Below are 23,936 nucleotides of genomic sequence, written 5' to 3'. Positions count from 1 at the left end.
TTTGATTTTTATTGCATATTTACTTGGTAGAGCGCCCAACTATCGTCAACTTAACCACACAATCTACTAAGAAAAAACGCCACGCATTATCAAGGTGAGTAGCGAAATTCGACAACTGTTAATCCAAAAGTTGCATAAATCGTAGCTTGCTGTATCATTTTTCGATACTTTTACAGCCACAAATTAAAGTTATGACAAAAGCCTCTACCTTAATTGATGTTCTTAAACGTGAACTCAAATCGCGTCGTATTACTTATTTTGATTTGGCACAAAAAATCGGTGTGTCGGAATCCAGCGTTAAGCGTATGTTTGCGTCCAAGAATCTGAGCTTGCATCGTCTCGACCAAATATTGGATGCGGCGCAAATCAGCTTGCATGAATTGACCTCGCGCAGTTATGAAGAATCGCTGATTGATGAACTCAGCTACGAGCAAGAAGAAGAATTAATCAGCGATCCGAAGAAATTCATCGTCGCCGTATCGGCTATGAATTATTTGACGCTACAACAGATTGTCGATATTTATGCGATGAGCGAAACCGAAGTGATCGCCTATTTAGTACGTCTAGATCACCTAGGTATCATTGAATTGATGCCGAATAATAGGATCAAACTTTTGTTGTCACGGATTTTCCGCTGGATACCCAATGGTCCGATTCAAAAATTCCATCGTCGAGAATCGTTTGCAGATTATCTCGATGCTAGTTTTGATGGTAAGCACGACATGATGCAGTTCATCACAGTCATGTTATCGAAACAATCAAGCGCGATGTTACTCACGCGCATGCGGCAACTGGCGCGCGATATTTCGGACCAACATCACTTGGATGCCAATTTACCGTTTGAAGAAAAACACAGAATGAGTTTTATGCTCTCTGCGCGCCCGTGGATTCCGAATTATTTCCAAAGCATGATACGGCCTGAATATATCGCGAATTACTACGCGCAGAAAAACAAAAAATAAATCCGTCTTTCGCTACAAGGCTTTCACGCAAAGACGGAAATCAGGATCTTCAGGATATGACTTTACATCGAACTCCAAGCTGCGCATTAACTTAAGCATGTTCGTATTATTCGATAACACTAAACCTTCGATGTAAGCCAAACCGCGGCTGCGAGCGACCTCGATAATCGATTGCATCAAACGCGTTCCCAAACCTTGTCCGGCGAAATCATCTGCGATCAATAAAGAAAACTCACAAGTACTTTTATCTGGATTCGTGACATAGCGCGACACCCCGATAATACGTTCGACTTCAATAAAACTGCCGTCAGCCTGTGGTTGGCGCTCGTTATAAATCGCCACTAAGGCCATTTCTCTATCGTAATCAATCAAGGTGAACTTGGCTAACATACGATCAGATAGTTCTCGCATGGACGAGACAAAGCGGAAATAACGACTCTCTGGCGACAAACGACGTACCAAGTCTTGCAACATCTCGGCGTCATGTGGATGCAAGGGGCGCACGACATACATACGACCGTCGCGCAACGGCCATTCTGTCTCTTTATCGGAAGGATAAGGCGAGATTGCGAGATGTTCGTAGTTCCCCGGTTCGGCTGGTGAATGATCGACCACAATCCTCGCATCAACTGCCAATGCACCATGCTGATCAACGATCAAAGGATTAATATCCATTTCGCGTAATTGCGGCAAAGCGCACACCATTTCAGACACGCGTAGCAAAATCTGTTCTAGCGCTTCACGATTCACGGCAGGCATACCGCGCCAATTCGCCAACATCTCAGCGCATCGAACTCGATCAATTAGGCGATGCGCTAAGAATTGATTCAGTGGTGGCAGTTCGATTGCACGATCAGCAATCAATTCAATCATGACGCCACCAGCGCCAAATGAAATCACGGGACCAAATAATTCATCCGTTGAGACACCAATAAATAGTTCGCGCCCCTCTGGCTTGCCCGACATGTTTTGTACTGTCACACCATTAATTTTTGCATCAGGACGTATCTGTCCAACGCGATGCAACATATCTTGCCAACCATCACGGACGCCAGTGGCGTTGCCGACATTCAGCAAGACGCCTTGCACATCCGATTTATGCGAAATATCGGCAGAATCAATTTTCAAAGCAACCGGATAACCCAATTGATTTGCAACTAGCATTGCCTCGGTTGAACTACGCGCTAGCATGGTTTTGGTAACAGGAATATGAAAAGCCGATAACAAGGCTTTCGATTCCATTTCGGTCAAGACCTTTCGACGCTCGGCCAAGACACTTTCGATCAAGATACGTGCACCTTCTAAATCTGGCTTGGCTAACTGTGAGAGTGGCGGCGGTACTTGACGTAATAATTGCTGATTACGATGAAATAAGGAAACATGATTAAATGCATCAACCGCTGCTTCTGGCGTTCTAAAACTAGGAATCCCCGCCTTAAATAAAATCGTACGTGCGGCAGTCACTTTCTCATCGCCCATCCAACAACTGATGAGAGGCTTGCCGACGGTTGCTTGCAAATCAGCGAGAACTTGGGCGATTGCGCCCGTATCGACACCTGCAATCGGTGACAAGATCACCAAGATGCCATCGACATCGTTACAGTGCGCGCAAGCAGTTACTGCCGCGCGATAATGTTCTGCATTGGCGTCTTGGGACAAATCAATCAACTCATCCAATGCAGCGAAGGGTGAGATTTTTTTGGTTAAATCTTTCACCACATCTGGCGGCAATTTCGCCATTTCTAAACTAACTTCGTTGACAAAATCCGCCGCCAACACAGCAGGCCCACCGCCATTCGAAATAATTGCCAAGCGTCGACCAACTGGCAAATAACGTGCTGATAAACATTTGGCGGCAGCGAATAACTGCACCATAGAATGCACACGCACCGCACCTGCTCGTTGCAGCGCCGCGTCAAAAATTGCATCGCTACCGACGATATTGCCGGAGTGCGTCAAGGCAGCTTTTGAGCCATCTGGTTTGCGTCCAGACTTTAAAACAATCACAGGTTTAGAATTGGCTGCGGCACGCAATGAGCTCATAAAACGTCGCGCGTTCTTTATGCCTTCGATGTAGACCACGATGGTCTGCGTCGCTGCGTCATCGGCTAAAAAGTCTAAGACCTGCGCCAAGTCAACCGCCGTATTCACACCCAACGACACCACCGCAGAAAAACCAACACCATTCTTACCCGCCCAATCCAAGATAGAGCTAGTCAGTGCGCCAGATTGCGATACCACAGCCAGCGATCCAGGTTGCGCTAATTTGCCGAGCGCACTGGCATTTAGTCGTGCTTTTGGTCGTTGGAATCCCAAACTGTTTGGTCCCAACAAAGAAATACCGTGTTGCTTCGCGATTTTATGTAAGTTTTTTGCCTGTACCGCGTCCACACCGATCGACAGAATCAAAGCAGCACGACACTGAATTCTGCCAACCACTTCTAAAGCCGATGCCAACTCATTATTGGGAAGTGCAAGAATAGCGAGATCCGCTCGCGAACTAGCCAAATCGCCTAGCGTTCCTTTGACACGACTATCTAGGTAGGTGACCGAGCCTTGAAATTCTTTGTCCAAATGTTGCAAGAACACCCGTGTCACCGGAGTCTGCAATTCTGGCGCATTTAAATCACCAGCAAACACCACCACGGAGCGTGGTGAAAACAAAGAAGTCAGATAGTGCTTATTCATCGCATTCTCAATCTTAGAAAATTCATTGGGTTCAATTTCAATCTATCATCGGAGACATTCACTACAAGTCTTTGCATGACGCCTTAGCGCAGAATCCGATAAGTCGGTCACAGTATTAATCTGCGCCAATCAAAACGCGTACATGTGCTGCGGCACTACGTCCAAGCGAAGATAAATCATAGCCACCTTCCAAACACGAAACGATGCGACCGTGTGAGTAACTTTGCGCAATCTGTACGATTTGTTTAGTGACCCACTCATAATCTGCTTCAACCAGCGCTAAATTACCCATATCGTCTTCGCGATGCCCGTCAAATCCTGCCGATATAAAAATCATTTCAGGCTGAAATTGCTCTAAAGCGGGAATCCAAACTTCATTGACTGCCTGACGAAATGCTTCACCACCAGAACGGGTCGGCAAACCAACGTTGATCATATTCGATCCCATTGGTACGTCGCCACAAAATGGATAGAGGTTTTTCTCGAAGATCGAACACATCAACACACGCGGATCATCAAATAAAATATCTTCACTACCATTACCGTGATGGACGTCAAAATCAATCAGTGCGATTCGATCAATACCGTGGTGAGACAAAGCATGCCGAATACCGACTGCGACATTATTAAAAAAACAGAATCCCCCAGCATTGCTGCGTTCCGCATGATGACCCGGTGGACGAATATTGCAAAAGGCAACGGGTGCTTGACCAGAAGCGACTAAATTCGACGCTAATACTGCCGCGCCAGCAGCACGTAATGCAGCTTGATAAGAAAACTCATTAATACTGGTATCAGGATCGATTTGTACGTGCGTATTTTCTGGCACTTGTTGCGCGATCTCGGCAAACTCCTGTAGATAACCTGAACTGTGCGCTTTGGCTAACTGTTCTTGTGTGGCTAGCGGCGCATCAAGCTGCTCCATATAGTCCAACAAACCCTTTATTAAGAGCTGATCATTGACTGCGCCTAATCGTTCTGGGCATTCAGGGTGATGGCTACCCATCTCATGTTTTTGACAATCTGTATGCGTGATATAGGCGGCTAACAAGTGGTCGCTCCTGTTCAAAATAAGAGAATAGTTCGATTGATTCTAGACCGTTGCTTATCCACAGTAAAGCCATCGCTAGCAAGGTTTGCGTTGCGTCAAAGCCTAAGCATCAGTCGGTGTTGTAAATACTCTGTGCTATTGAAGGAATATGCCATAAATCCCGCAGCGACTAGCTATTCCTTTGCCAATCAATCTTTTTCATGCGCTCGCAAACGTCGATGCATATGGCGTAATCCCATCCACACACTGGCGATGACCAATGGTACAGCGACACCTACTGCCGTTTCGGTATGCGCAATCCAAGTAAACTCTTTTGCCGCCTTGGCGACATACGCAAACAAGCCAATCACATAGTAAGAAATCGCGGCGACCGATAAGCCTTCAACTGCTTGTTGCAAATGCAATTGCTGAGCTGCGCGGGCATTCAAAGATTGCAAAATTTTTCTATTTTGCATTTCTTGCACGATGCCGACACGGGTACGTAATAAATCATTTGAGTTAGCAATGCGCCTGGCTAAAGCTTCTTGCCGATTAGCGACCGCATCGCAGGTGTTCATGGCGGGCGTTAAGCGTCTATCCATAAACTCCGCCACCATGGGTAGCCCTTCTACGCGTTGCTCGCGTAATTCTTCTATGCGCGCATGCACCAAACCAAAATAAGCTTTTGAGGCGGAAAACCGATAATTATTTTCTAGCGATAATTTTTCTATGCGGGCAGCTAAATGCGTGATTTTTTCTAACAACAAGCGTTCAGCGTCGGTATCGCGATCCAAATGACGTTCGTTTAAGGCGTCATCCGATGCCACCATGGCTGTCGCCAAATCAACCAACTCACTCTCAATTGCATTGAGCTGTGGTGTCGTCGCTTGGGCAATTGGCAAACCCAGCAATGCCATCATGCGGTAAGTTTCGATTTCAAATATGCGTTGCGCTAATCGTCCCGCTTGCTGCGCACGCATATCGACATCACGAATCACAAAACGACTAAAACCATCAGCATGCACCACAAAATCGGACCAAAACTCACCACCTTGCATGACCCTGCTACCCGCTAAGGCATGACCTTTAAACAAGTGCTGAATCTCATGCGCAAACTCACTCGCTGCTTGAGATCGATTATCCAACACTAAATGTGCCGCAACCAACAATTTGCCTTGTAAACGATGCAACCATGCTGCAGGAATCCGCGCGATCGGCATTTGCGCAAAGGCTTGCTCCAAACTCAAATCAGGATCTGCATACTGCGCAAAGGTATAGGTCGCAAATTCGGTATGGCATTCCCATTTCAAACGACAAGGACCAAAATCGACGTAAAAGTATTTTGATTCTGGCGTAGGTGGACTCACGCCAAAATGTGCGCACAAGGCGGCCAGCAAATTATGCTGTAGCGCTTGCGGTGATAATTCTTGCTGTACTTGTGGGTCGGGATAAACTGCCAAATGCGTCAATAATTCTGGCGCAGTTAATTGTAGAAAAGGACGCGAGTGAATTTCTGCGGCCAAAGAAATTCGCGCATGGTGATTCAATTCAAATGAGTGCATAGCTAACTTCGCCAAAAGAAGTAAAAAAGATTTTCAAAACCACATTTAAGAACCGATTTAGGAATTACGCCAATGAATGCAAATTCGTCGAACTAAGGAGGTAATTCTTAAAATGAAGCAAGTAGATTGGTGCATATACCTGCGCGGGAATCTGCTTGAGCGAAACAATCAGCTAAGCTGTCTTTGTGAGATCCTTGAATCACCGATTTGGCTTGGTTAGCCGGAGATTTGCGACACTGCACCGTATCAAAATACTATCCGCAAATCTGATGCAAATTTGATTGTAACAAAGAAGCTGCAAACTGGTATGCAGACTGACCAAGATGAAATGCTATGTAAAAAATGAATAAGTATTGCTATTGATGCGCATTAGCAAAACTCCAATCTCCATACAGCTGGCAGAAATTACCTTGTATGTACTGGTAAAATACTGCCCTGTCTGCTTGAAAATGATGCTCAAGCTTCATCCATCCAAGCAAATGCTTATTTAATTTTACTGACAAGAGGACACTATGACGCAACTCAAAGCCATCATGCAAACTAGCAAAGGCACCATCAATTTAAATCTGTTTGCAGATCAGACACCGATCACTTGCGCTAGCTTCGTCAATCTGGCACAACGTGGCTATTACGACGGTTTGAATTTTCACCGTGTGATCAACGACTTTATGATTCAAGGCGGATGCCCTGATGGTACAGGCATGGGTGGCCCTGGCTATCGTTTTAAAGATGAATGCAGCAGCGAATTACGTCATGACAAAGCAGGTATTTTGTCAATGGCGAATGCTGGCCCTGGCACCAATGGTAGCCAATTCTTCATCACCCATGGCCCAACACCACATTTGAACGGCAAGCACACCGTGTTTGGTGTAGTCGTCAGCGCAGAAGATCAAAAAGTGGTTAACAGTATCGTACGTGGTGACGTCATCGAAAAATTGACGATCGAAGGTGATGCTTCTGCTTTGCTAGAACAACAAGCTGAATTAGTCGCAAAATGGAATGAGGTTTTAGATTCACGCGCTTAAGCTTTTCTTCATTAAGCGACAAATTTAAACAAAATTTCAGTGTGCGCTTCGATACTTGCGCACACTGATTTTAAGTAACACAGCACGCACAATCACGCCTCTACGCTATGCTTCAAATACGCCTTGCCACGGATGCTGACTTTGGACAAATCTGGCCGATTTTCCACAGTATCGTCGCTGCTGGCGACACCTATACTTATCCACCAGATACCGATCAGCAACAAGCTTATCAATTGTGGATGCAGGCGCCAAGACTCACCTTTGTCGCGGAAGAAGATGGCGAAATTCTAGCGACTTACTACATCAAGACCAATCAAACTGGCGGCGGCCAACATGTCTGCAATTGTGGCTACATGGTGAGCCCAAAAGCGCGTGGGCGCGGCTTGGCAAAACGCATGTGTGAACATTCACAAGAAATCGCACGACAGCTAGGTTATCTGGCGATGCAATTTAATTTTGTTATCGCTAGCAATCAGGTGGCAGTAGATCTCTGGACAAAACTAGGCTTTGCAATTGTCGGCCGCCTACCCCGCGCATTTTTGCACCCACAGCGTGGTTATGTCGATGCGCTAGTAATGTATAAAAGCTTAGCTGAGTAAAAGTTGAATAAGAAAAGCCGCTAATCAACATCAATTAGCGGCTTATTTTTAGCTTAGTTTTTAGCTTTACTTATCACTCAAAACTGACTTCCTTGCGATTGTCTTTAGACACTCTGTCGATCAGTTTGTTATACGGATCAACGCCGACTTCAAACGGTTTATCCCTCACGGTGATCGTCAAATTGGACGCATTGGCTGGTACGACACGTTTTTCGATAAAGAGAACTTTTTCATCTTTTTCTTTCGCGCCAGCAGCTCGAGAGAATATCGCGATCTCAACCGCTTCGTCATAAGCACGAGCTGTTTCTTTACCTTTGCCATCGACCTCGATTTTTGCCAGATGTAATTTCATCGTTACATCCCATTGACCATCAGCACGCTTGACCGCTTTCGCCTCGGTCACACGATTATCGTAAAACACAATTTTTTCGAACATATCGGTGATCAAAGCGTGCTTATCTTGTGGCGCTTCTTCGCGGATATAGGCCAATAGCTCCTTGGTCGTGGTATAGGGTGCTTGTTGATAAGCTTTATCTTGTAAAAAGCGTTTCAAGGCACGATTCAATGCTTCTTCACCGATCTCATCACGCAAACGGTAGAAAATCAAACTACCTTTGTTGTAATGAATGTACTGCTGATTCTCAACCCTTGCCAGCGGCTGTTCTTCAATCAATTCACCACCACGTCCACGCAAATAATTGTCCAGTTCATACTTCAAGAAACGACGCATTTTGTCGCGCCCGTATTCTTTTTCCATTACCATTAGCGCAAAGTATTGTGACAGTGATTCCATCAAGACCGTCGAGCCTTGCATGTTCGCGCCTATCACCTGATGTCCCCACCATTGATGCGCCATTTCATGTGCCGTCACGTAAAACACATAATCAATATCATCCTTATCGCGCAAATCGGCGATAAAGCCAATTGCTTCTGAATAGGGAATAGTATTGGCAAAGGATTGCGCAAAACTTGCGTAACGTGGAAATTCCAAAATACGTACTTGTTGATGTTGAAAAGGAGTGAAATTAGCCGTGAAATAATCCAACGATTTCTTCGTACTTTCAATCATACGATCCACATTGTAGGCATGCTTTTTGTCGTAATAAATTTCAATTGGCATCCCTTTCCAATCACCTTTTTTGACTTCCCATCGTGCAGATAAAAAGGCAAAAAATGGCATCATCGGTCTATCCATTTTATATTGGAAGTAACGACGACCTTGATCTTCCCAAGTTTTTTGCAGATACCCTGGCGCCATTGCAATTTGATCGGAAGACGTGGAAATGACGGTTTCGAAATTAATCCAATCTGCCTCGCTACCCAGTGCGTGATAAGCGCGCGCTGATTCATCTTCTAACTTCGGCATGCGTTCTGGTTCGCCTAAGCCGCGTTTTCTTCGTTCATTGCGGTCACGCATTTCTATGTCAGATGCGTAACCAAATTGTGGAAAGAATTCACGATTATTGAAGAAAGTCCCGTTTAAATTGACGGTATTGGCAGCACCGCTATTCGTAAAGCCAGGATTCTCAACAGTGATGACAAAATCCAAAGCTAAACGATCACCAGCAGCCAGCGCTTGTTTGAGTTTAATGATACTGAATCCTAATTTTTTATCATCCAAAACAAGTTGATGCTCGGGTAAATTTTTCCAAACAGTTTTAACGCGTGTATTCAACTGAATATGCAAAGTATCTTGCGGCAAGCTAGATTTATTCTGTAAGACATAATGCCCATTAATAACAAGCTTGCGCTGCTCAGGATAAATATCCACATTGGCTTTCACATCAGTTAATTTGGGATGCGGGAAGCCTTTGTATTGTTTGTACTTTTTCTCGTACTCTGCGTTTTCATCCAAAGCTGCAGACTTTGTTTGGTACTGATTTAGCACATTGGTGTTATAGAAAATCCAGCCGCCAGTGATGGCGAACGCGGCTAAACTCATCGCCAACGCCAAACCGGCTTTACTATTGAGTTTCGCGATTGCCAAGCGCACTCGAATCCGCCACTCCTGTGATAAACCACGCACCCAAAACGCTTGTGCAACGATCAGCAAAGCCAGCGTGAACAAACTCCAATACAGAGTGAACCAAGACCATCCTGTAAGGAAATGACCATAACCATTCATATCAGAATAAGGTGTCGCGGAGGCGCCAGCAAAATTATATAAATTGTGATCTAGATCTAAAGAGCCAAACACAATTTGAGAAATCAACACCAGTATCATGACTAAATAGCCGATAAACTTATTGTTGGTTAGCACCTGTAATGCCAACGCCAACAAGCCCAGCAAAATAAAGCCACTCGCACCAATTAAAACGCCTTTCACATACAACACGAGTTCGATCGGTGCACCACCTTTAATCACTTGCATCAACATACCAGCCAATGCGCCCGCGCTCAAAAAACTTAAAATCACCGCACTTAAAGCCGTAGCCTTGGCCAACATAGGCACCCAATTTGGCACAGGCATCGCATCAACGACATCGGCAATCTTGACTTGACGCTCTCTAAAGATCAGCTCACCAGCATAAAAAGTAACGATGATGATCAGCATAAAATTAAAGCTGCCAGCCATGATGTTCAACATATTCGTTGTCACTGGATAAACGGTGGTACCGAACATCACGTTAGATTGACTTGCGCTACCGAAAAAATTCACCAATCCAAATAACAGCATCACCAGGAATGGCACACTCTTAAAGACAGCTTTCATGTCAAACCGTAAAATCGCCCAAAATTGTGTCCAAGCAGTCACGCTACCTTTGTGTTGCGTTGCTTTCGGCAAATTCACTTTCACCAGTTGCTGTGCGATCACCTGATTCGGCTTCGCAGTTTTTACTTTGCCAAACCAACGACGTCCGGTGCCGGCACGCTGCGGTTTAAATAAAACTAAAGTCATTGCAAGCAAGCCGAAACCAATGATTGACCATAACAGGCGATTGACCATCAAATAACCATTCAATGTGGGCAGAATCGTGTTGGACTCGGCAGTAGAAAAATAACGTGTCATGCGACCAAAGGCACGAAGGCCGAATGGATCAAGCAAGACAGGAATCCACTCGTTGTTGATGTCGCGGGTAAAAGAGCCAGCAACCACCCACAATACAAAGAAGCCGATCACACCAACATAGACCATCATCATCGAACGCGTAGTCGCTGCCAACAGCATCAATAAAGCACCGATAAATAAAAGATTAGGGACTACAAAGATCAGTAATCCCCATATAAATGGCTGCACTGAAAATCCACCAACGCGTGCGACATCCACCCAAGGCATGTAAGGTCCAACCAATAATCCCAAAACAACAAACAGAAAAATCAATAAACAAGCGACCAAACCAGCTAAAAAACGCCCGATCAAATAGTCATGTTTGCGCATAGGCGTCGCGAATAGCATATCGGAGATACCAATCTCGGCGTCACGCAATACAGCACCAGCGATAAAGATCGTCACAACGAACATCGACAACACACTAAATACACCAAGAAACTGTGCAATCACGGTTGGCGCATTACGATTTACATTACCCACTGCTCCACCGACCGTAATCGCATCACTACTAGCAGCTCCAAAAGCAAGTGCGCCAAAAATCAATGCAATCACCCACAGCAATGGTTGCCTGAGTTGAAAACGCAAATCAAATTTAAAAAATTCTAACCACATAGCGCGCTCCTTATACAGTCAGCGCGGCAGCGCTATTTTGCGACTTGCGAAGCTGCAGGAAATACACGTCTTCCAAATTCGCTTCAACTAAACGGAAACCATCATCTGGTTGGGTTTCTGAGTACACATTAATTTGTGGCTTGCCAGCGACTAAACGGGTGGTAAGTACAGTAAATTTTTCTTGATAGTTTGGCAAAGCCTCTTTGCTAACGCTGCAACGCCAGACTTTGTTCTGCAGCATGTCGATAGCCGCTTGCGGCTCACCTTGAACGAGTACTTGGCCTTTAGCGATCATTGCCATACGCGGACACAGGTCGGTCACATCTTCGACGATATGGGTCGATAAAATCACCACGACCTGCTCGCCAATTTCAGCTAGTAAATTCAAAAATCGATTACGTTCATCGGGATCGAGACCGGCTGTTGGTTCATCTACAATCACCAACTTCGGCGAACCCAATAGCGCTTGTGCGATACCGAAACGCTGACGCATCCCACCTGAATATGTTCCCAAAGCACGCTTACGCGCCTCCCATAAGTTGGTTTGACGCAATAAGCCTTCTACCGATTGCTTACGATCTGCTTTATTGGTGATACCTTTTAAGACTGCAAAGTGGTTGAGCAAATCTTCTGCTGAGACTTTTGGATAAACCCCAAAGTCTTGCGGTAAGTATCCAAGTTGGCGGCGTAGTTCTTCTTTGTTCTGCAATACATCCAAACCATTGAAATGAATCGTGCCACTATCAGGCTCTTGCAAAGTCGCAATGGTACGCATTAAGGACGACTTACCTGCGCCATTCGGCCCAAGTAAGCCAAACAAGCCGTTAGGAATTTCTAGATTGACATTGTTGGTTGCATGCACGCCATTGGCGTAGGTTTTATTTAAATTTTTGATAGACAGCATGGATTACGCTCCTAGAGATAAGACGCTAAATAGAGGGCACTAAGTATCAGGAATCTAGTGCAGACAATTCGATAAAGACTGCTACAAACTATTCGACAAATATCGACCTCGCAGAATATACATGACAATAGAATAGATCAGTTCGAATGTGATCAAGCCATGATTTCGTGTCACCAAAGCCCTAATTTGGTCATGAACGAAATTGCACATCAAGTGATTCACCCCACTCATGACGAGAAACAGTAAACTGATGCCTTGTTTTATCAGATCTATCGCAAACATTTCGCATCAAACAAAAATTTGGAATACTGCAAACTAGCCAACTACTTCGCAAGGCGCAGAAAAATACGCTGCTTACTCTTATGTCGAATCTAGAAAAACACTCTATTACACCAGATCAGCCACTACCAGGAAAACTCATCGATAAGCTTGGCAGCTGGTCGGTAAAAGCACAGTATTACCCAGTTTTCAGTCAAACTTGGTTCCGCTATCGAGCGCTCAGTTTTACTGCGCCGTTGGGGGTATTAGCGCTGATCTTTCTGACTATCTCAATAGTCATCGCCAACGACAATTCAAGTCCACAGAACGTCATCAAGCCTTACACCATGTTTGTGGTGCTGTTTTTTGGTGTCGCATTAAATTTATTAGCGGGTCGTTGGTTAGCTACACAAGTGAAGAAAAGGCAGTGGCAAAAGAAAAGTGAAATGCTCGGTATTGCCGGAGCATTACTACTAGGCATTGCCTTATCGTTCGTCATAATCAAATCTTCCGACAACTTTATCGACAAAAACATCAAAAAAACTAGCGCTGAAACCAAAGAAAAAATTAATCAACTAAATCAAAGCAATGAGGTTCGCGTAGGCTTAGTCATCACCGATGAAGAAGAGCACAAGATCAATATTGCCAACTATATTCTTTGGATTTTTCTACTTGGTTGGTGGGGTGGCGCGTTGGATTTTCGTGCCTACCTTAAGCAAAGGCAAGAATTAGAAAATGCCAGCGTCCAAGAAAAGCTAGATCAATACAAGAATGAACGCAATCAAGCACAAATGCGTTTATCGGTTCTCGCTAGTCAAGTCGAACCGCATTTTTTATTTAATACTCTATCGGGCGTGCGCGCGGCAATGCTGAGTGATCCTGCACGTGGCGTAGTCATCATTGATCATTTGGTTGATTACTTACGTTCGACGATTCCGCAGATGCGTAATGATGGCAATTTAATGGCAACCACGGTAGAGAACCAGTTTAATTCGGTCAAAGCCTATCTCGGCGTTATTCACACACGGATTCCGCGCCTTAGTTTTAGTGTGGAATGTCCACCAGAATTATTAAACTGTGCGGTTCCTCCTTTAATGCTGATCAGCCTAGTAGAAAACGCCGTAAAACATGGTATCGAGCCCAAAAAAGGAGCGGTACACATCAGCGTAAAAGCCAGCAAAATCACAACGCATGTGCCAAACAGCGATAGCGTCGAACACGAACAACTATGCCTAAGTGTAGAAGATAACGGAGTTGGTTTTGGTCACAGCGTGTCGGGCTCTGGAATAGGATTAAATAATATTCGCGAACGTTTAAAATACTTATACGCAGGCGATGCCAGCCTAGAACTAAGTATGCGTGAAGAAGGCGGAATCGCAGCTCGTATTCGATTACCACTCAGTCGCTACGATGAGCAAACATCAGAGCTAAATGATTTGGCCTAAATGATGCGAACTAAATAAGCTTCATACGAAGCTCGAAGCAAGTCCAAAGAATTTTAAAAATCCACTAAAGTCACACTAGAGGAATAAGCATGCCAACCGCAATTATTGCCGATGATGAAGATTTACAGCGCTCAGATCTGCAGCGTATGTTGCAACTGATTTGGCCAGAATTGGAGATCCTTGCCACGTGCGAGGATGGTGGTGATGCGCTCGATGCGATCACTAAATTTCAACCGAATATCGCGTTCTTAGATATCCGCATGCCGGAATTGAGCGGAATGGATGTCGCCCGCGCGAGCGATGGCAAATGTCGCGTGGTATTTACTACTGCTTTTGACAATCACGCGATTGAAGCTTTCAAATTGGGCGCGATTGATTATCTACTCAAACCAATTACCGAAGAGCGACTACAACATACGATCTCGCGCATCAAAGAGCAGTTGAGTGCTGGCACGACACCACAAGATTTAATTCAAGTGATGGCGGCATTAGATCAGCGTCTGCGTGAACCACAAGAAGCTGAAAAAATACGTTGGATCAGCGCCAATTCCGGCAGCACCATCAAGTTATTTTCGATTGAAGATATCTTGTTCTTTGAATCGGATCTGCGCTACACCCGCGTCGTTAGTGCGGATGATGAAGGCCATATTCGTACCTCAATCAAAGAATTGCAAAAAGGCTTATCACCTGATCAATTTTGGCAAATCCACCGTAGCATCATGGTTAATCCACGCGCGATTGCACGCGCCCGTCGTGACGAAATGGGGAATATTTTTGTCGAATTAAAAAATCATCGCGAACAACTACGTGTGAGTCAAACCTATGCTTGGCGCTTTAAGGGCATGTAAAGTCATATTCCGTTCTCTCATGTAAAATACTAGCAAACTCGCCTGCTCATTTTTCTTGATTAATACAGCAAGTTAGTTGGCTTGTAGGTAGCAAGTCACGATAATCATTGATGGAAATAAGAAAGCTGGCAAGGATTATTATTTTTTCTCAAAAAATGCAAAAGTACCTACAGACTAAAGCCGCAGTCTGTGCCACACTCAAGTTATGACGCTCACGGAATTAAAATACATCGTTGCAGTAGCCCGCCAGAAGCATTTTGGACATGCGGCAGAGGCTTGTTTTGTCGCGCAGCCAACATTGTCGGTGGCGATCAAGAAACTTGAAGACGAATTGGGCGTGACGATTTTCGAGCGTGGTGGAACAGAAGTATCGACAACACCATTAGGTGCACAAATCGTGGCACAAGCAGAACGTGTACTCGAACAAACAGCCGTCATTAAAGAAATTGCAAAACAAAACAAGGATCCTTTGAATGGACCTTTCCGTCTTGGCATCATTTACACCATCGGCCCTTACTTATTGCCAGGTTTAGTAAAAACCATGATCGATAAAGTGCCGCAAATGCCTCTGATTTTGCAAGAAAACTTTACCGTCAAACTGATTGAATTATTACGCCAAGGTGAATTGGATGCTGCCATCATGGCATTACCATTGCCGGACCAAGGTTTAATGGTGCAAGCTTTATATGATGAGCCTTTTGTGGTTGCCATGCCAAAAGACCATCCTTGGGCGAACCGCAGTTCGGTTTCTGCCGAAGAATTGAAAACGGAGACTATGTTGCTATTGGGTAGTGGTCACTGCTTCCGTGATCAAGTGTTAGAAGTTTGCCCAGAAATGGCGCGCTTTTCGACCGCGAGTGATGGCATCGCACGCACGTTTGAAGGTTCTTCATTAGAAACGATACGACATATGGTCGCTTCAGGTATAGGTATCACCGTATTACCGATGGCTTCCGTCCCCGATCTGCATGCTACTGACAGCATGCTACGCTACGTGCCATTTAGTAACCGCGCGCCAGACCGACGTGTTGTGATTGCGTGGCGCAAAAGCTTTACTCGTCATGCCGCGATTGATGCGATCCGACAAGCTGTGTTGAATTGCGAATTACCTGGCGTTACGATGTTAGACGAAGCAGCGACCGCACAATAATTCACGCACTTTCCACATTTAAAACATGCTTGCTCGTGCGGATTGACTTTACCAATCCCGCTAGCGATGCAATCGTCCACTGATTGAATTAGCATATTCGCGCCCGATCAGATTCACTTCACCTTGATTCACTTTATAATGCCAGCGTTTCAACACGCTCATCCATTCTCCATGAATCCGCTGCTCGTTCGATTATCACTCTATTTCAAATTGATTCGCTTGGACAAGCCTATCGGTATTTTGCTATTGCTGTGGCCAACCTTAATCGCGCTATGGATTGCCTCGAATGGTCAACCATCATGGCAACACTTACTTATTTTTTGTGTTGGCACCGCCTCAATGCGCTCGGCTGGCTGCGCTATCAATGATTATGCTGACCGTGATTTTGATAAATTTGTGAAACGAACCGCAGAGCGTCCTTTAACCAGCGGCAAAATCAAATCATGGGAAGCATTGATGGTAGCCGGGGTACTGGCATTGATCTCTTTCTTATTGATTCTGCCGCTCAATACACTCACCAAACAATTATCGGTAATCGCCTTATTGGTAGCGGCTTCCTACCCATATTTCAAACGTTTTTTTGCAATCCCACAAGCCTACTTAGGCATTGCTTTTGGTTTTGGTATTCCAATGGCATTTGCCGCAGTGAACGATGCGGTTCCGGTGCAAGCATGGTGGCTACTGCTGGCGAATGTGTTTTGGGCTATCGCTTACGATACTGAATATGCGATGGTGGATAGAGATGATGATTTAAAGATCGGCATTAAAACTTCTGCGATTACTTTTGGCAAATGGGATGTTACTGCCATTATGCTGTGCTATTTTTTCGCATTAGCGATCGTCACTTGGTGCGGCTGGCAATGGCAGCTAGGCTGGCCATTTATGGCGGGTGTCGTGGTTGCAGCGCTGATTGCGATTTACCACTACAGCTTAATCAAATCACGCGAGCGAGCATCGTGCTTCGCGGCATTTCGTCATAATAACTGGCTAGGCGCAGCTTTATTTGCTGGGGTCTGTTTGGATTATCTAATTTAATAAAACAACACTTTCCAATATTCCGTTCTACAATGCAAAAACCTTAATCATTCATTGCGGAGTTTGCGCTAACGCAAAGCAAAGTACCAGTTTCGACCTAGACTTAGCTTAGGTCATATGCGGTTGTAATAACTCATCTTACAAGGAAATGCCATGAATTCTGTTGATCAACACAAAGCCGATCTAATGCGTGAATTGACACAAATCTTGAAAGACGCAGAGGAATTAATTAAAAACTCCGAGCAGCAAGCGGGTGATGGATTTCAAAATGCAAAAGATAAGTTACAAAGCAGTTTGAAAAACGCACGCAAAGAAATTGACCGTATCGAAGATGTGGTCGTCAAGAAAACCAAAGATGCGGCGCATGCGGCAGATGATTATGTTCATGACAATCCATGGAAAACCGCCGGTATTGCGGCAGGCGTTGGATTGCTGATTGGTTTGCTCATCGCCAGAAGTAAGTAAATCGAATGGCGCTCACCGATTCAATTGCACGCTTTGGTGCGAGCCTGATCGAAAGCTTGCATACGCGTCTTGAACTCGCTTCATTAGAAATCGAAGAAGAGTTCGGGCGCTATGCCAATTATTTCATTCTCTCTTTAGTCGGCCTCTTTTGTGGCATCGTCACGGTACTGCTACTGATATTGCTGATCTTAATTATTTTTTGGGATAATCATCGAGAACTCGCCTTAAGTGCCTTAATCACAATTTTTGCACTTGCCAGTGTTGGTATCTTCTTTTATCTGAAAACTGCAATCAAAAATAAACCGCGCTTGCTGGCTGCTAGTTTGGGCGAGTTACAAAACGATATCGCTGTATTACGTCAACAAAGCAAAACTCCTGACGATAGTAGCGATTCGTCGGCACCTAAAAATCGTGGCAATCGTGACAGTGATGCCGACAATGAAGGCTTCTAGCATGTCGACAATCACGCCATCTTCGAATATGTCGACCAAATCAATCAAGCACAACCGCGCGCAATTGTTACAGGCACGCAAACAAATCTTGCTCGCACAATGTCGATTACAAAGATTGGAATTACGGTGGCATGGCGCGCAAATTCAAGATCATTTACGCTATATTGAAATTGGACTACGCACCGCGAAAGCATTGCGCGCGTCACCCATCTTACTCGCCATATTCGCCGCTGGAATCACCATCGTCAAACCAAAGCGCGCGTTCTTTTTATTGAAAACAGGTTTATCCTCTTGGCGCTGGTGGCAAACATTAGCACCAGTCTTATTGCCTTTGATTCGCAGTTGGCGCGCACGTAGTGCAGCGTCCCGTACAAATAGCTCCGATACCAAAAACCTCAATACAAGCCAATCATCATCGCAATAAACTACTTCAATTCAAATAGTCCTGCGCTTTTGAATTCGCTTTTGAGTTTGTTTTTCAGTTTGCTTTTGAGTTCACTATTTAGTTCGTTTGTATCAAACGTCTTTGCAGTTCAGCTTCCGCTTCTAGACGAGCGAGTTCGATTTCTTCGATTACCGCATGCACATCAACCGGGCGCTTAGCTTCCGCAACTATACCCGTCAACACGGTATCTGGTCGCAATAAGCCTGCTACATATAGCTGCCAAATCTCTTTGCCATATTGAGTCAGTGCGAGTTCTGGTGCGAACTGACTGAAGTAATTTTTTAGATTATCAACATCGCGGTACAACATCGCAGCCGCGCCCATATTGCCAGCGGCATTCACCGCTTGTGGCAAATCGATAATCACAGGACCTTGTTCGTTCAACAGAATATTAAATTCAGACAAGTCACCATGGACAATCCCAGCACATAACATCAACACCACTTGTTGAATCAACTCTTCGTGATAAACCAAGGCTTGCGCATGACTCAGATTAACGTCGTTCAAACGTGGTGCGACTTGACCATCCTCGGTGCTGACTAAATCCATCAGCAGCACGCCTTCAAAACAAATATGCGGTTTGGGAACTCGCACACCGGCATCCGCTAATTTGTAAAGCGCATCGACTTCAGCATTTTGCCAAACTTCTTCTTGCATCTTGCGGCCATACTTCGAACCTTTTTGCATTGCGCGCGCCTGCCGACTATTTTTTACGGTGCGCCCTTCTTGATATGCTGCGGCTTGCTTGAAGCTGCGTTGACCAGCTTCTTTATACATTTTCGCGCAACGTATTTGATCGCCACAACGCACGACATACACCGTCGCTTCTTTGCCACTCATTAATTGACTCAACACTTCATCCATCATGCCTTCATCGACGAGAGCTTGTAGGCGCTTTGGCGTTTTCATGAGCAATCAATATTTTTCTCAATGCTTTGATGAACACTTTGAAGAAGCCTTTGCACCAACAGTTTAGGCGAACAATTAATTTTGTCCAAATTCATCTCCCAATTCCTTGCCACGTTGCGCCGCCGCCATCACTGCTTGATGTATTGCTGGCTTCACTGCGCTCGCATCCATACTACATAAAGCAGCATAAGTTGTACCGCCTTTAGAAGTCACCCGTTCACGCAAGATGCTTACTGATTCATCGGATTGCTGTGCCAACTGCGCCGCGCCTTGAAAAGTCGCTAATGCTAATTGACGTGCCTGTGCTGCATCAAAACCTAACTGCTGCGCCGCTTCTTGCATCGCCTCCATAAAATAAAAAACATAAGCCGGACCACTACCAGAAACTGCGGTCACGGCATCGATCATCGTTTCTTGCTCAACCCATAAAGTGTCACCAACAGCTTGCATAATATTTTGTGCCACATTACGCTCAGCCATGCTCACTGCATCCATTGCATACAAGCCACTCATCCCCAAGCCTATCATTGCTGGCGTATTCGGCATGGCGCGCACGATCTTTTGGTAGCCACCTAACCAACGTGATAAATCCGCCGCTCGTATTCCTGCGGCTACCGAGAGCACGATTTGTGATTGGATATACGGTGACAAACTTGCTGCAACTGTATGCAATTGCTGAGGTTTCACCGCAAGCACGATCAAATCTGCGCTACGCAAATTTGAATCCGCTTGCTCGGTGCCAAGACTGGTACTGACACCATATCGGGTAACTAGATTCTGTAAACTATCAGGATTTAAATCGATCACATGGATTTGTGTTGGTGCGGCCAGCTTATTCACTAAACTACTGATTAAAGCACCTGCCATGTTACCGCCACCGATAAAAGCGATACGCAAATTAGACTGCATAATTTCTCTTTCCAAAAATAGCACTACCAATTCTTACCATCGTACTGCCTTCCGCAATCGCTGCTTGCATATCCGCACTCATGCCCATCGATAATGTATCCAGCATAATCCCTTGGGTTTGTAATTGTTGTCGCAGATCGGCTAGAGAACGAAACGCTTGGCGCTGAGCTGCTTCATCCTCGTTCGCCTCCGGCACACACATTAGCCCGCGCATGTTTAAGTTAGGCAATTGCACAACATGCTTTGCCAATGCTAATAATTGATCCGGGCTAACGCCACTCTTACTAGCTTCGCCACTAATATTAACCTGCAAACAAACTTGTAGTTTGCCAAGACTGGCCGGACGTTGTTCTGATAAACGCGTCGCAATTTTTTCGCGATCAATCGAATGTACCCAAGAAAAATTCTCCGCGATCGGGCGTGTTTTATTACTTTGTATCGGGCCAATAAAATGCCAAACCAACTGATCTGCGGCACAATCGTCGGCTAACAAGCGGCGAACTTCAGCAATTTTATCAACGCCTTCTTGCACATAATTTTCACCAAACATGCGCTGACCAGCTTGCCATGCTTGCACAACATGCTCTGCGCCAAAGGTTTTAGATACTGCTAATAAAGCAATTTCAGTTGGATTCCTGCCATAGCGCGCCGCACTTAGTGCAATTGCCTCATGCACGACTTGCAAGTTTTGGGAGATTAAGGACATAATCAAGGACGTAGCACTGCATTAAACAATCAGACTAAAATCAAATGAGTCACTCAGGTAAGTGAATTGCATAAAATTGCATAAGTCGCGCAGCGATTTCGACAATTTCACTCAGCATGATCAACCCACTTCAATTATTTCGTATCGGATTATAAATGGATATCTCAGAACTTCTCGCATTCTCGGTTAAGAATAACGCATCCGATCTACACTTGTCTTCTGGTTTGCCACCTATGATCCGCGTACACGGTGACGTACGACGCATCAATTTACCACCACTAGAACACAAAGATGTACACGCGCTTATTTATGACATCATGAATGACGGTCAGCGTAAGCACTTTGAAGAAAACCTCGAATGCGACTTTTCGTTTGCGATTCCTGGCCTCGCCCGATTCCGTGTCAATGCATTTAATCAAGAACGCGGTGCAGCGGCGGTTATGCGTACGATTCCATCCAAGATTCTGACACTAGAACAACTCAATGCGCCAAAATGCTTTGCCGAATTTGCATTGAAAGCACGTGGTTTGGTGTTGGTGACGGGACCAACTGGTTCTGGTAAATCAACCACACTGGCAGGCATGGTGAATCATGTCAACGAAAGTGAATATGGCCACATCCTGACCGTGGAAGATCCGATTGAATTTGTCCACGACTCGAAAAAATGCTTAATCAATCAACGTGAAGTCGGCCCGCACACCCATTCATTCTCAAACGCTTTACGTTCCGCACTGCGTGAAGATCCTGACGTGATCTTGGTGGGTGAGTTGCGTGACTTAGAAACCATACGGTTGGCTCTGACCGCAGCAGAAACGGGTCACTTAGTGTTCGGTACTTTACATACATCTTCAGCAGCAAAAACAATCGACCGTATTATCGACGTCTTCCCTGCCGAAGAAAAAGAAATGGTTCGCTCCATGTTGTCCGAATCCTTGCAAGCGGTTATCTCCCAAACTTTATTAAAAACGAAGGATGGTTCTGGTCGTGTTGCCGCACATGAAATTATGGTGGGTACTCCAGCGATTCGTAACTTGATTCGCGAAGCGAAAGTCGCACAAATGTACTCGGCAATTCAAACCGGTAGCAACGTCGGTATGCAGACTTTAGATCAGAATTTATCGGATCTTCTACGCCGCAACGTGATTTCAGCGGCTACCGCGAGAGCCGCTGCGAAGATCCCAGATAACTTCCCAGGCTAATCTGCGAATTGCCCACCACTTGTTGAGAACTCATAAAATTTAGTAGAAGGAAGTTTCATGGAACGCGATCAGGCCACCAAGTTTATGAATGATTTGCTCAAACTGATGTTGAGCAAAAATGGTTCAGATCTTTTTATCACCGCCGATTTTCCACCTGCGTTTAAGATCGACGGCAAAGTAACACCGGTCTCAAATCAAGTGTTGACGACCGCGCATACGGTTGATTTAGCGCGCGCGATTATGAACGATAGACAGGCTTCAGAATTTGAATCGACCAAAGAGTGTAACTTTGCGATCAATCCACCTGGACTTGGTCGCTTCCGTGTCTCTGCCTTCTTGCAACAAGGGCGCGTTGGTATGGTGTTGCGGACGATTACTTCTGCCATTCCTACTTTTGAAGAATTAGGACTGCCCAATCAATTAAAAGAAATCGCGATGACCAAACGTGGTCTGGTGATTATGGTTGGTGCGACAGGCTCAGGTAAATCCACTACATTAGCGGCGATGGTTGGACATAGAAATGCGAATAGCTACGGCCACATCATCACGATTGAAGATCCAATTGAATATGTCCATCCACATGGCAATTGCATTATTACGCAACGTGAAGTTGGAATCGACACCGATGACTGGGAAGTGGCGCTGAAAAATACGCTGCGTCAAGCGCCCGATGTGATTCAAATTGGTGAGATTCGTTCACGCGAAACCATGGATTTGGCGATTGCATTTGCCGAGACCGGCCACTTATGTTTGGCGACACTACACGCCAACAGTGCCAACCAAGCGCTTGATCGTATGATTAACTTTTTCCCAGAAGAGCGTCGCGCGCAATTGTTGATGGATTTGTCCTTGAACTTGAAAGCTGTGATTTCTCAGCGCTTGGTTCCCTTACGAGGACGCAAGGGACGTATTGCAGCGATTGAGATCATGCTGAATTCGCCTTTGATTTCTGATTTAATTTTCAAAGGCGATGTTCACGAAATCAAAGAAATCATGAAGAAATCAGAAGAGTTGGGCATGATTACTTTCGATAAATCGCTATTTGATTTACATGAAGCTGACTTAATTACCTACGAAGATGCTTTGCGCAATGCTGATTCTGTCAACGAACTTCGTTTGGCAATTAAGCTACGCGGCAAAGATGCAAGTAATCGCGATTTGTCCGCAGGCACACAGCATTTAGGCATTGTATGAGCGCGCTAGCATTTGATGCCAAGCGACTCAATGGCGTTCACGTCGACCTCAGCGAATACGCTGGCAAAGTCGCTTTGATCGTCAATACCGCAAGCAATTGCGGTTACACGCCACAATATCAAGGCTTAGAAACGCTGTATCAAGAATTTGCACCCCAAGGTTTCGTCGTTTTAGGTTTCCCTTGCAATCAATTTGGTCAACAAGAGCCAGGGGATGCAACGCAAATTAGTCAATTCTGTGAACGCAATTATGGCGTCAGCTTTCCGATGTTTGAGAAAGTCGATGTCAATGGGGAAACCGCGCATCCGCTGTTTCAATATCTGAAAAGCCACGCACCCGGCGTTTTAGGCACAGAAATGATCAAGTGGAATTTCACCAAATTTTTGCTACGCAAGGATGGCAGTGTATTTAAGCGCTACGCACCACAAACTACGCCAGCCGAAATTCGCGAAGACATTCTGCAGTTACTGGTAGAATAGACGAACAA

The 23,936-nt window shown here is 45.2% G+C and carries 21 protein-coding genes; 13 read left to right on the top strand and 8 right to left on the bottom strand.

Annotated features, from left to right (window positions below; all coding sequences use genetic code 11):
- The first annotated feature begins 191 nt into the window (after window positions 1–191).
- Complete coding sequence (locus tag KDM92_RS13720; RefSeq protein WP_189347351.1) at window positions 192–962, top strand: helix-turn-helix domain-containing protein; 771 nt, start codon at window positions 192–194, stop codon at window positions 960–962.
- A gap of 12 nt (window positions 963–974) precedes the next feature.
- Here the strand turns inward: KDM92_RS13720 and KDM92_RS13715 are convergent, their stop codons facing one another.
- The 3 genes from KDM92_RS13715 to KDM92_RS13705 form a co-directional block, all read right to left on the bottom strand.
- A complete protein-coding gene (locus KDM92_RS13715) occupies window positions 975–3,650 on the bottom strand; it encodes a bifunctional acetate--CoA ligase family protein/GNAT family N-acetyltransferase (RefSeq protein WP_212685025.1) in 2,676 nt (891 codons plus the stop codon).
- 115 nt (window positions 3,651–3,765) lie between these two features.
- On the bottom strand, window positions 3,766–4,701 hold the full coding sequence (locus KDM92_RS13710) for a histone deacetylase family protein (protein ID WP_212685024.1): 936 nt from the start codon (window positions 4,699–4,701) through the stop codon (window positions 3,766–3,768).
- A 188-nt stretch (window positions 4,702–4,889) separates the two neighbouring features.
- Entirely contained in the window at window positions 4,890–6,242 is a 1,353-nt protein-coding gene (locus tag KDM92_RS13705) for a DUF3422 family protein (RefSeq protein WP_212685023.1), read from the bottom strand.
- Window positions 6,243–6,754: 512 nt separating this feature from the next.
- On the opposite strand from KDM92_RS13705, the gene KDM92_RS13700 reads away from it, so the two are divergent.
- Both KDM92_RS13700 and KDM92_RS13695 read left to right on the top strand, forming a co-directional pair.
- Complete coding sequence (locus KDM92_RS13700; RefSeq protein ID WP_212685022.1) at window positions 6,755–7,267, top strand: peptidylprolyl isomerase; 513 nt, start codon at window positions 6,755–6,757, stop codon at window positions 7,265–7,267.
- 107 nt (window positions 7,268–7,374) lie between these two features.
- Window positions 7,375–7,866 carry a GNAT family N-acetyltransferase gene (locus tag KDM92_RS13695; protein ID WP_212685021.1) on the top strand — a complete coding sequence of 164 codons (492 nt, stop codon included), beginning with the start codon at window positions 7,375–7,377 and terminating at the stop codon, window positions 7,864–7,866.
- 73 nt (window positions 7,867–7,939) lie between these two features.
- Here the strand turns inward: KDM92_RS13695 and KDM92_RS13690 are convergent, their stop codons facing one another.
- Together KDM92_RS13690 and KDM92_RS13685 are read right to left on the bottom strand one after the other, a co-directional pair.
- Entirely contained in the window at window positions 7,940–11,530 is a 3,591-nt protein-coding gene (locus KDM92_RS13690; RefSeq protein ID WP_212685020.1) for an ABC transporter permease/M1 family aminopeptidase, read from the bottom strand.
- 10 nt (window positions 11,531–11,540) lie between these two features.
- The gene (locus KDM92_RS13685) at window positions 11,541–12,434 is read right to left on the bottom strand and encodes an ABC transporter ATP-binding protein (RefSeq protein ID WP_212685019.1); all 894 of its coding nucleotides are present in this window, start codon (window positions 12,432–12,434) and stop codon (window positions 11,541–11,543) included.
- Window positions 12,435–12,796: 362 nt separating this feature from the next.
- Between KDM92_RS13685 and KDM92_RS13680 the strand changes: the two genes are divergently transcribed.
- From KDM92_RS13680 to KDM92_RS13650, 7 genes are all read left to right on the top strand, one after another.
- Window positions 12,797–14,137, top strand: coding sequence for a sensor histidine kinase (locus KDM92_RS13680; protein WP_212685018.1), 1,341 nt, complete (start codon window positions 12,797–12,799; stop codon window positions 14,135–14,137).
- An 89-nt stretch (window positions 14,138–14,226) separates the two neighbouring features.
- On the top strand, window positions 14,227–14,985 hold the full coding sequence (locus tag KDM92_RS13675; RefSeq protein ID WP_212685017.1) for a LytR/AlgR family response regulator transcription factor: 759 nt from the start codon (window positions 14,227–14,229) through the stop codon (window positions 14,983–14,985).
- Between the two features lie 205 nt (window positions 14,986–15,190).
- Window positions 15,191–16,135, top strand: coding sequence for a hydrogen peroxide-inducible genes activator (locus KDM92_RS13670; RefSeq protein ID WP_212685016.1), 945 nt, complete (start codon window positions 15,191–15,193; stop codon window positions 16,133–16,135).
- Between the two features lie 171 nt (window positions 16,136–16,306).
- Window positions 16,307–17,170 carry a 4-hydroxybenzoate octaprenyltransferase gene (ubiA, locus tag KDM92_RS13665; RefSeq protein ID WP_212685015.1) on the top strand — a complete coding sequence of 288 codons (864 nt, stop codon included), beginning with the start codon at window positions 16,307–16,309 and terminating at the stop codon, window positions 17,168–17,170.
- A 153-nt stretch (window positions 17,171–17,323) separates the two neighbouring features.
- On the top strand, window positions 17,324–17,635 hold the full coding sequence (locus KDM92_RS13660; RefSeq protein ID WP_212685014.1) for an ElaB/YgaM/YqjD family protein: 312 nt from the start codon (window positions 17,324–17,326) through the stop codon (window positions 17,633–17,635).
- A 5-nt stretch (window positions 17,636–17,640) separates the two neighbouring features.
- Window positions 17,641–18,087: a phage holin family protein gene (locus tag KDM92_RS13655; RefSeq protein ID WP_212685013.1), complete on the top strand. Its 447-nt coding sequence runs from the start codon at window positions 17,641–17,643 to the stop codon at window positions 18,085–18,087.
- Between the two features lies 1 nt (window position 18,088).
- Window positions 18,089–18,511: a YqjK family protein gene (locus tag KDM92_RS13650; protein WP_212685012.1), complete on the top strand. Its 423-nt coding sequence runs from the start codon at window positions 18,089–18,091 to the stop codon at window positions 18,509–18,511.
- A 78-nt stretch (window positions 18,512–18,589) separates the two neighbouring features.
- Here KDM92_RS13650 and KDM92_RS13645 read toward each other — a convergent pair whose 3' ends face one another.
- The 3 genes from KDM92_RS13645 to KDM92_RS13635 form a co-directional block, all read right to left on the bottom strand.
- Window positions 18,590–19,441 (bottom strand): PA4780 family RIO1-like protein kinase, encoded by an 852-nt coding sequence (locus KDM92_RS13645; RefSeq protein WP_212685011.1) that lies wholly within the window; start codon window positions 19,439–19,441, stop codon window positions 18,590–18,592.
- Window positions 19,442–19,516: 75 nt separating this feature from the next.
- Window positions 19,517–20,350, bottom strand: coding sequence for a pyrroline-5-carboxylate reductase (proC, locus tag KDM92_RS13640; RefSeq protein ID WP_212685010.1), 834 nt, complete (start codon window positions 20,348–20,350; stop codon window positions 19,517–19,519).
- Complete coding sequence (locus tag KDM92_RS13635) at window positions 20,340–21,056, bottom strand: YggS family pyridoxal phosphate-dependent enzyme (protein WP_212685009.1); 717 nt, start codon at window positions 21,054–21,056, stop codon at window positions 20,340–20,342. Before KDM92_RS13635 ends, proC begins: the two co-directional genes overlap by 11 nt.
- A gap of 155 nt (window positions 21,057–21,211) precedes the next feature.
- Between KDM92_RS13635 and KDM92_RS13630 the strand changes: the two genes are divergently transcribed.
- Genes KDM92_RS13630 through KDM92_RS13620 form a run of 3 tightly spaced genes read left to right on the top strand, consistent with a single transcriptional unit; the run spans window position 21,212 to window position 23,928 of the window.
- Window positions 21,212–22,255 carry a type IV pilus twitching motility protein PilT gene (locus KDM92_RS13630; protein ID WP_189347318.1) on the top strand — a complete coding sequence of 348 codons (1,044 nt, stop codon included), beginning with the start codon at window positions 21,212–21,214 and terminating at the stop codon, window positions 22,253–22,255.
- A 57-nt stretch (window positions 22,256–22,312) separates the two neighbouring features.
- Entirely contained in the window at window positions 22,313–23,449 is a 1,137-nt protein-coding gene (locus tag KDM92_RS13625; protein WP_189347316.1) for a PilT/PilU family type 4a pilus ATPase, read from the top strand.
- On the top strand, window positions 23,446–23,928 hold the full coding sequence (locus KDM92_RS13620; RefSeq protein WP_212685008.1) for a glutathione peroxidase: 483 nt from the start codon (window positions 23,446–23,448) through the stop codon (window positions 23,926–23,928). The genes KDM92_RS13625 and KDM92_RS13620 overlap by 4 nt, the downstream gene beginning before the upstream one ends.
- Window positions 23,929–23,936: the final 8 nt, after the last annotated feature.

The sequence above is a fragment of the Affinundibacterium baiyunense genome (assembly GCF_018139645.1).
Taxonomy (GTDB): domain Bacteria; phylum Pseudomonadota; class Gammaproteobacteria; order Burkholderiales; family Burkholderiaceae_D; genus Undibacterium; species Undibacterium baiyunense.
This window is presented reverse-complemented; position numbering and strand designations above follow the sequence as displayed.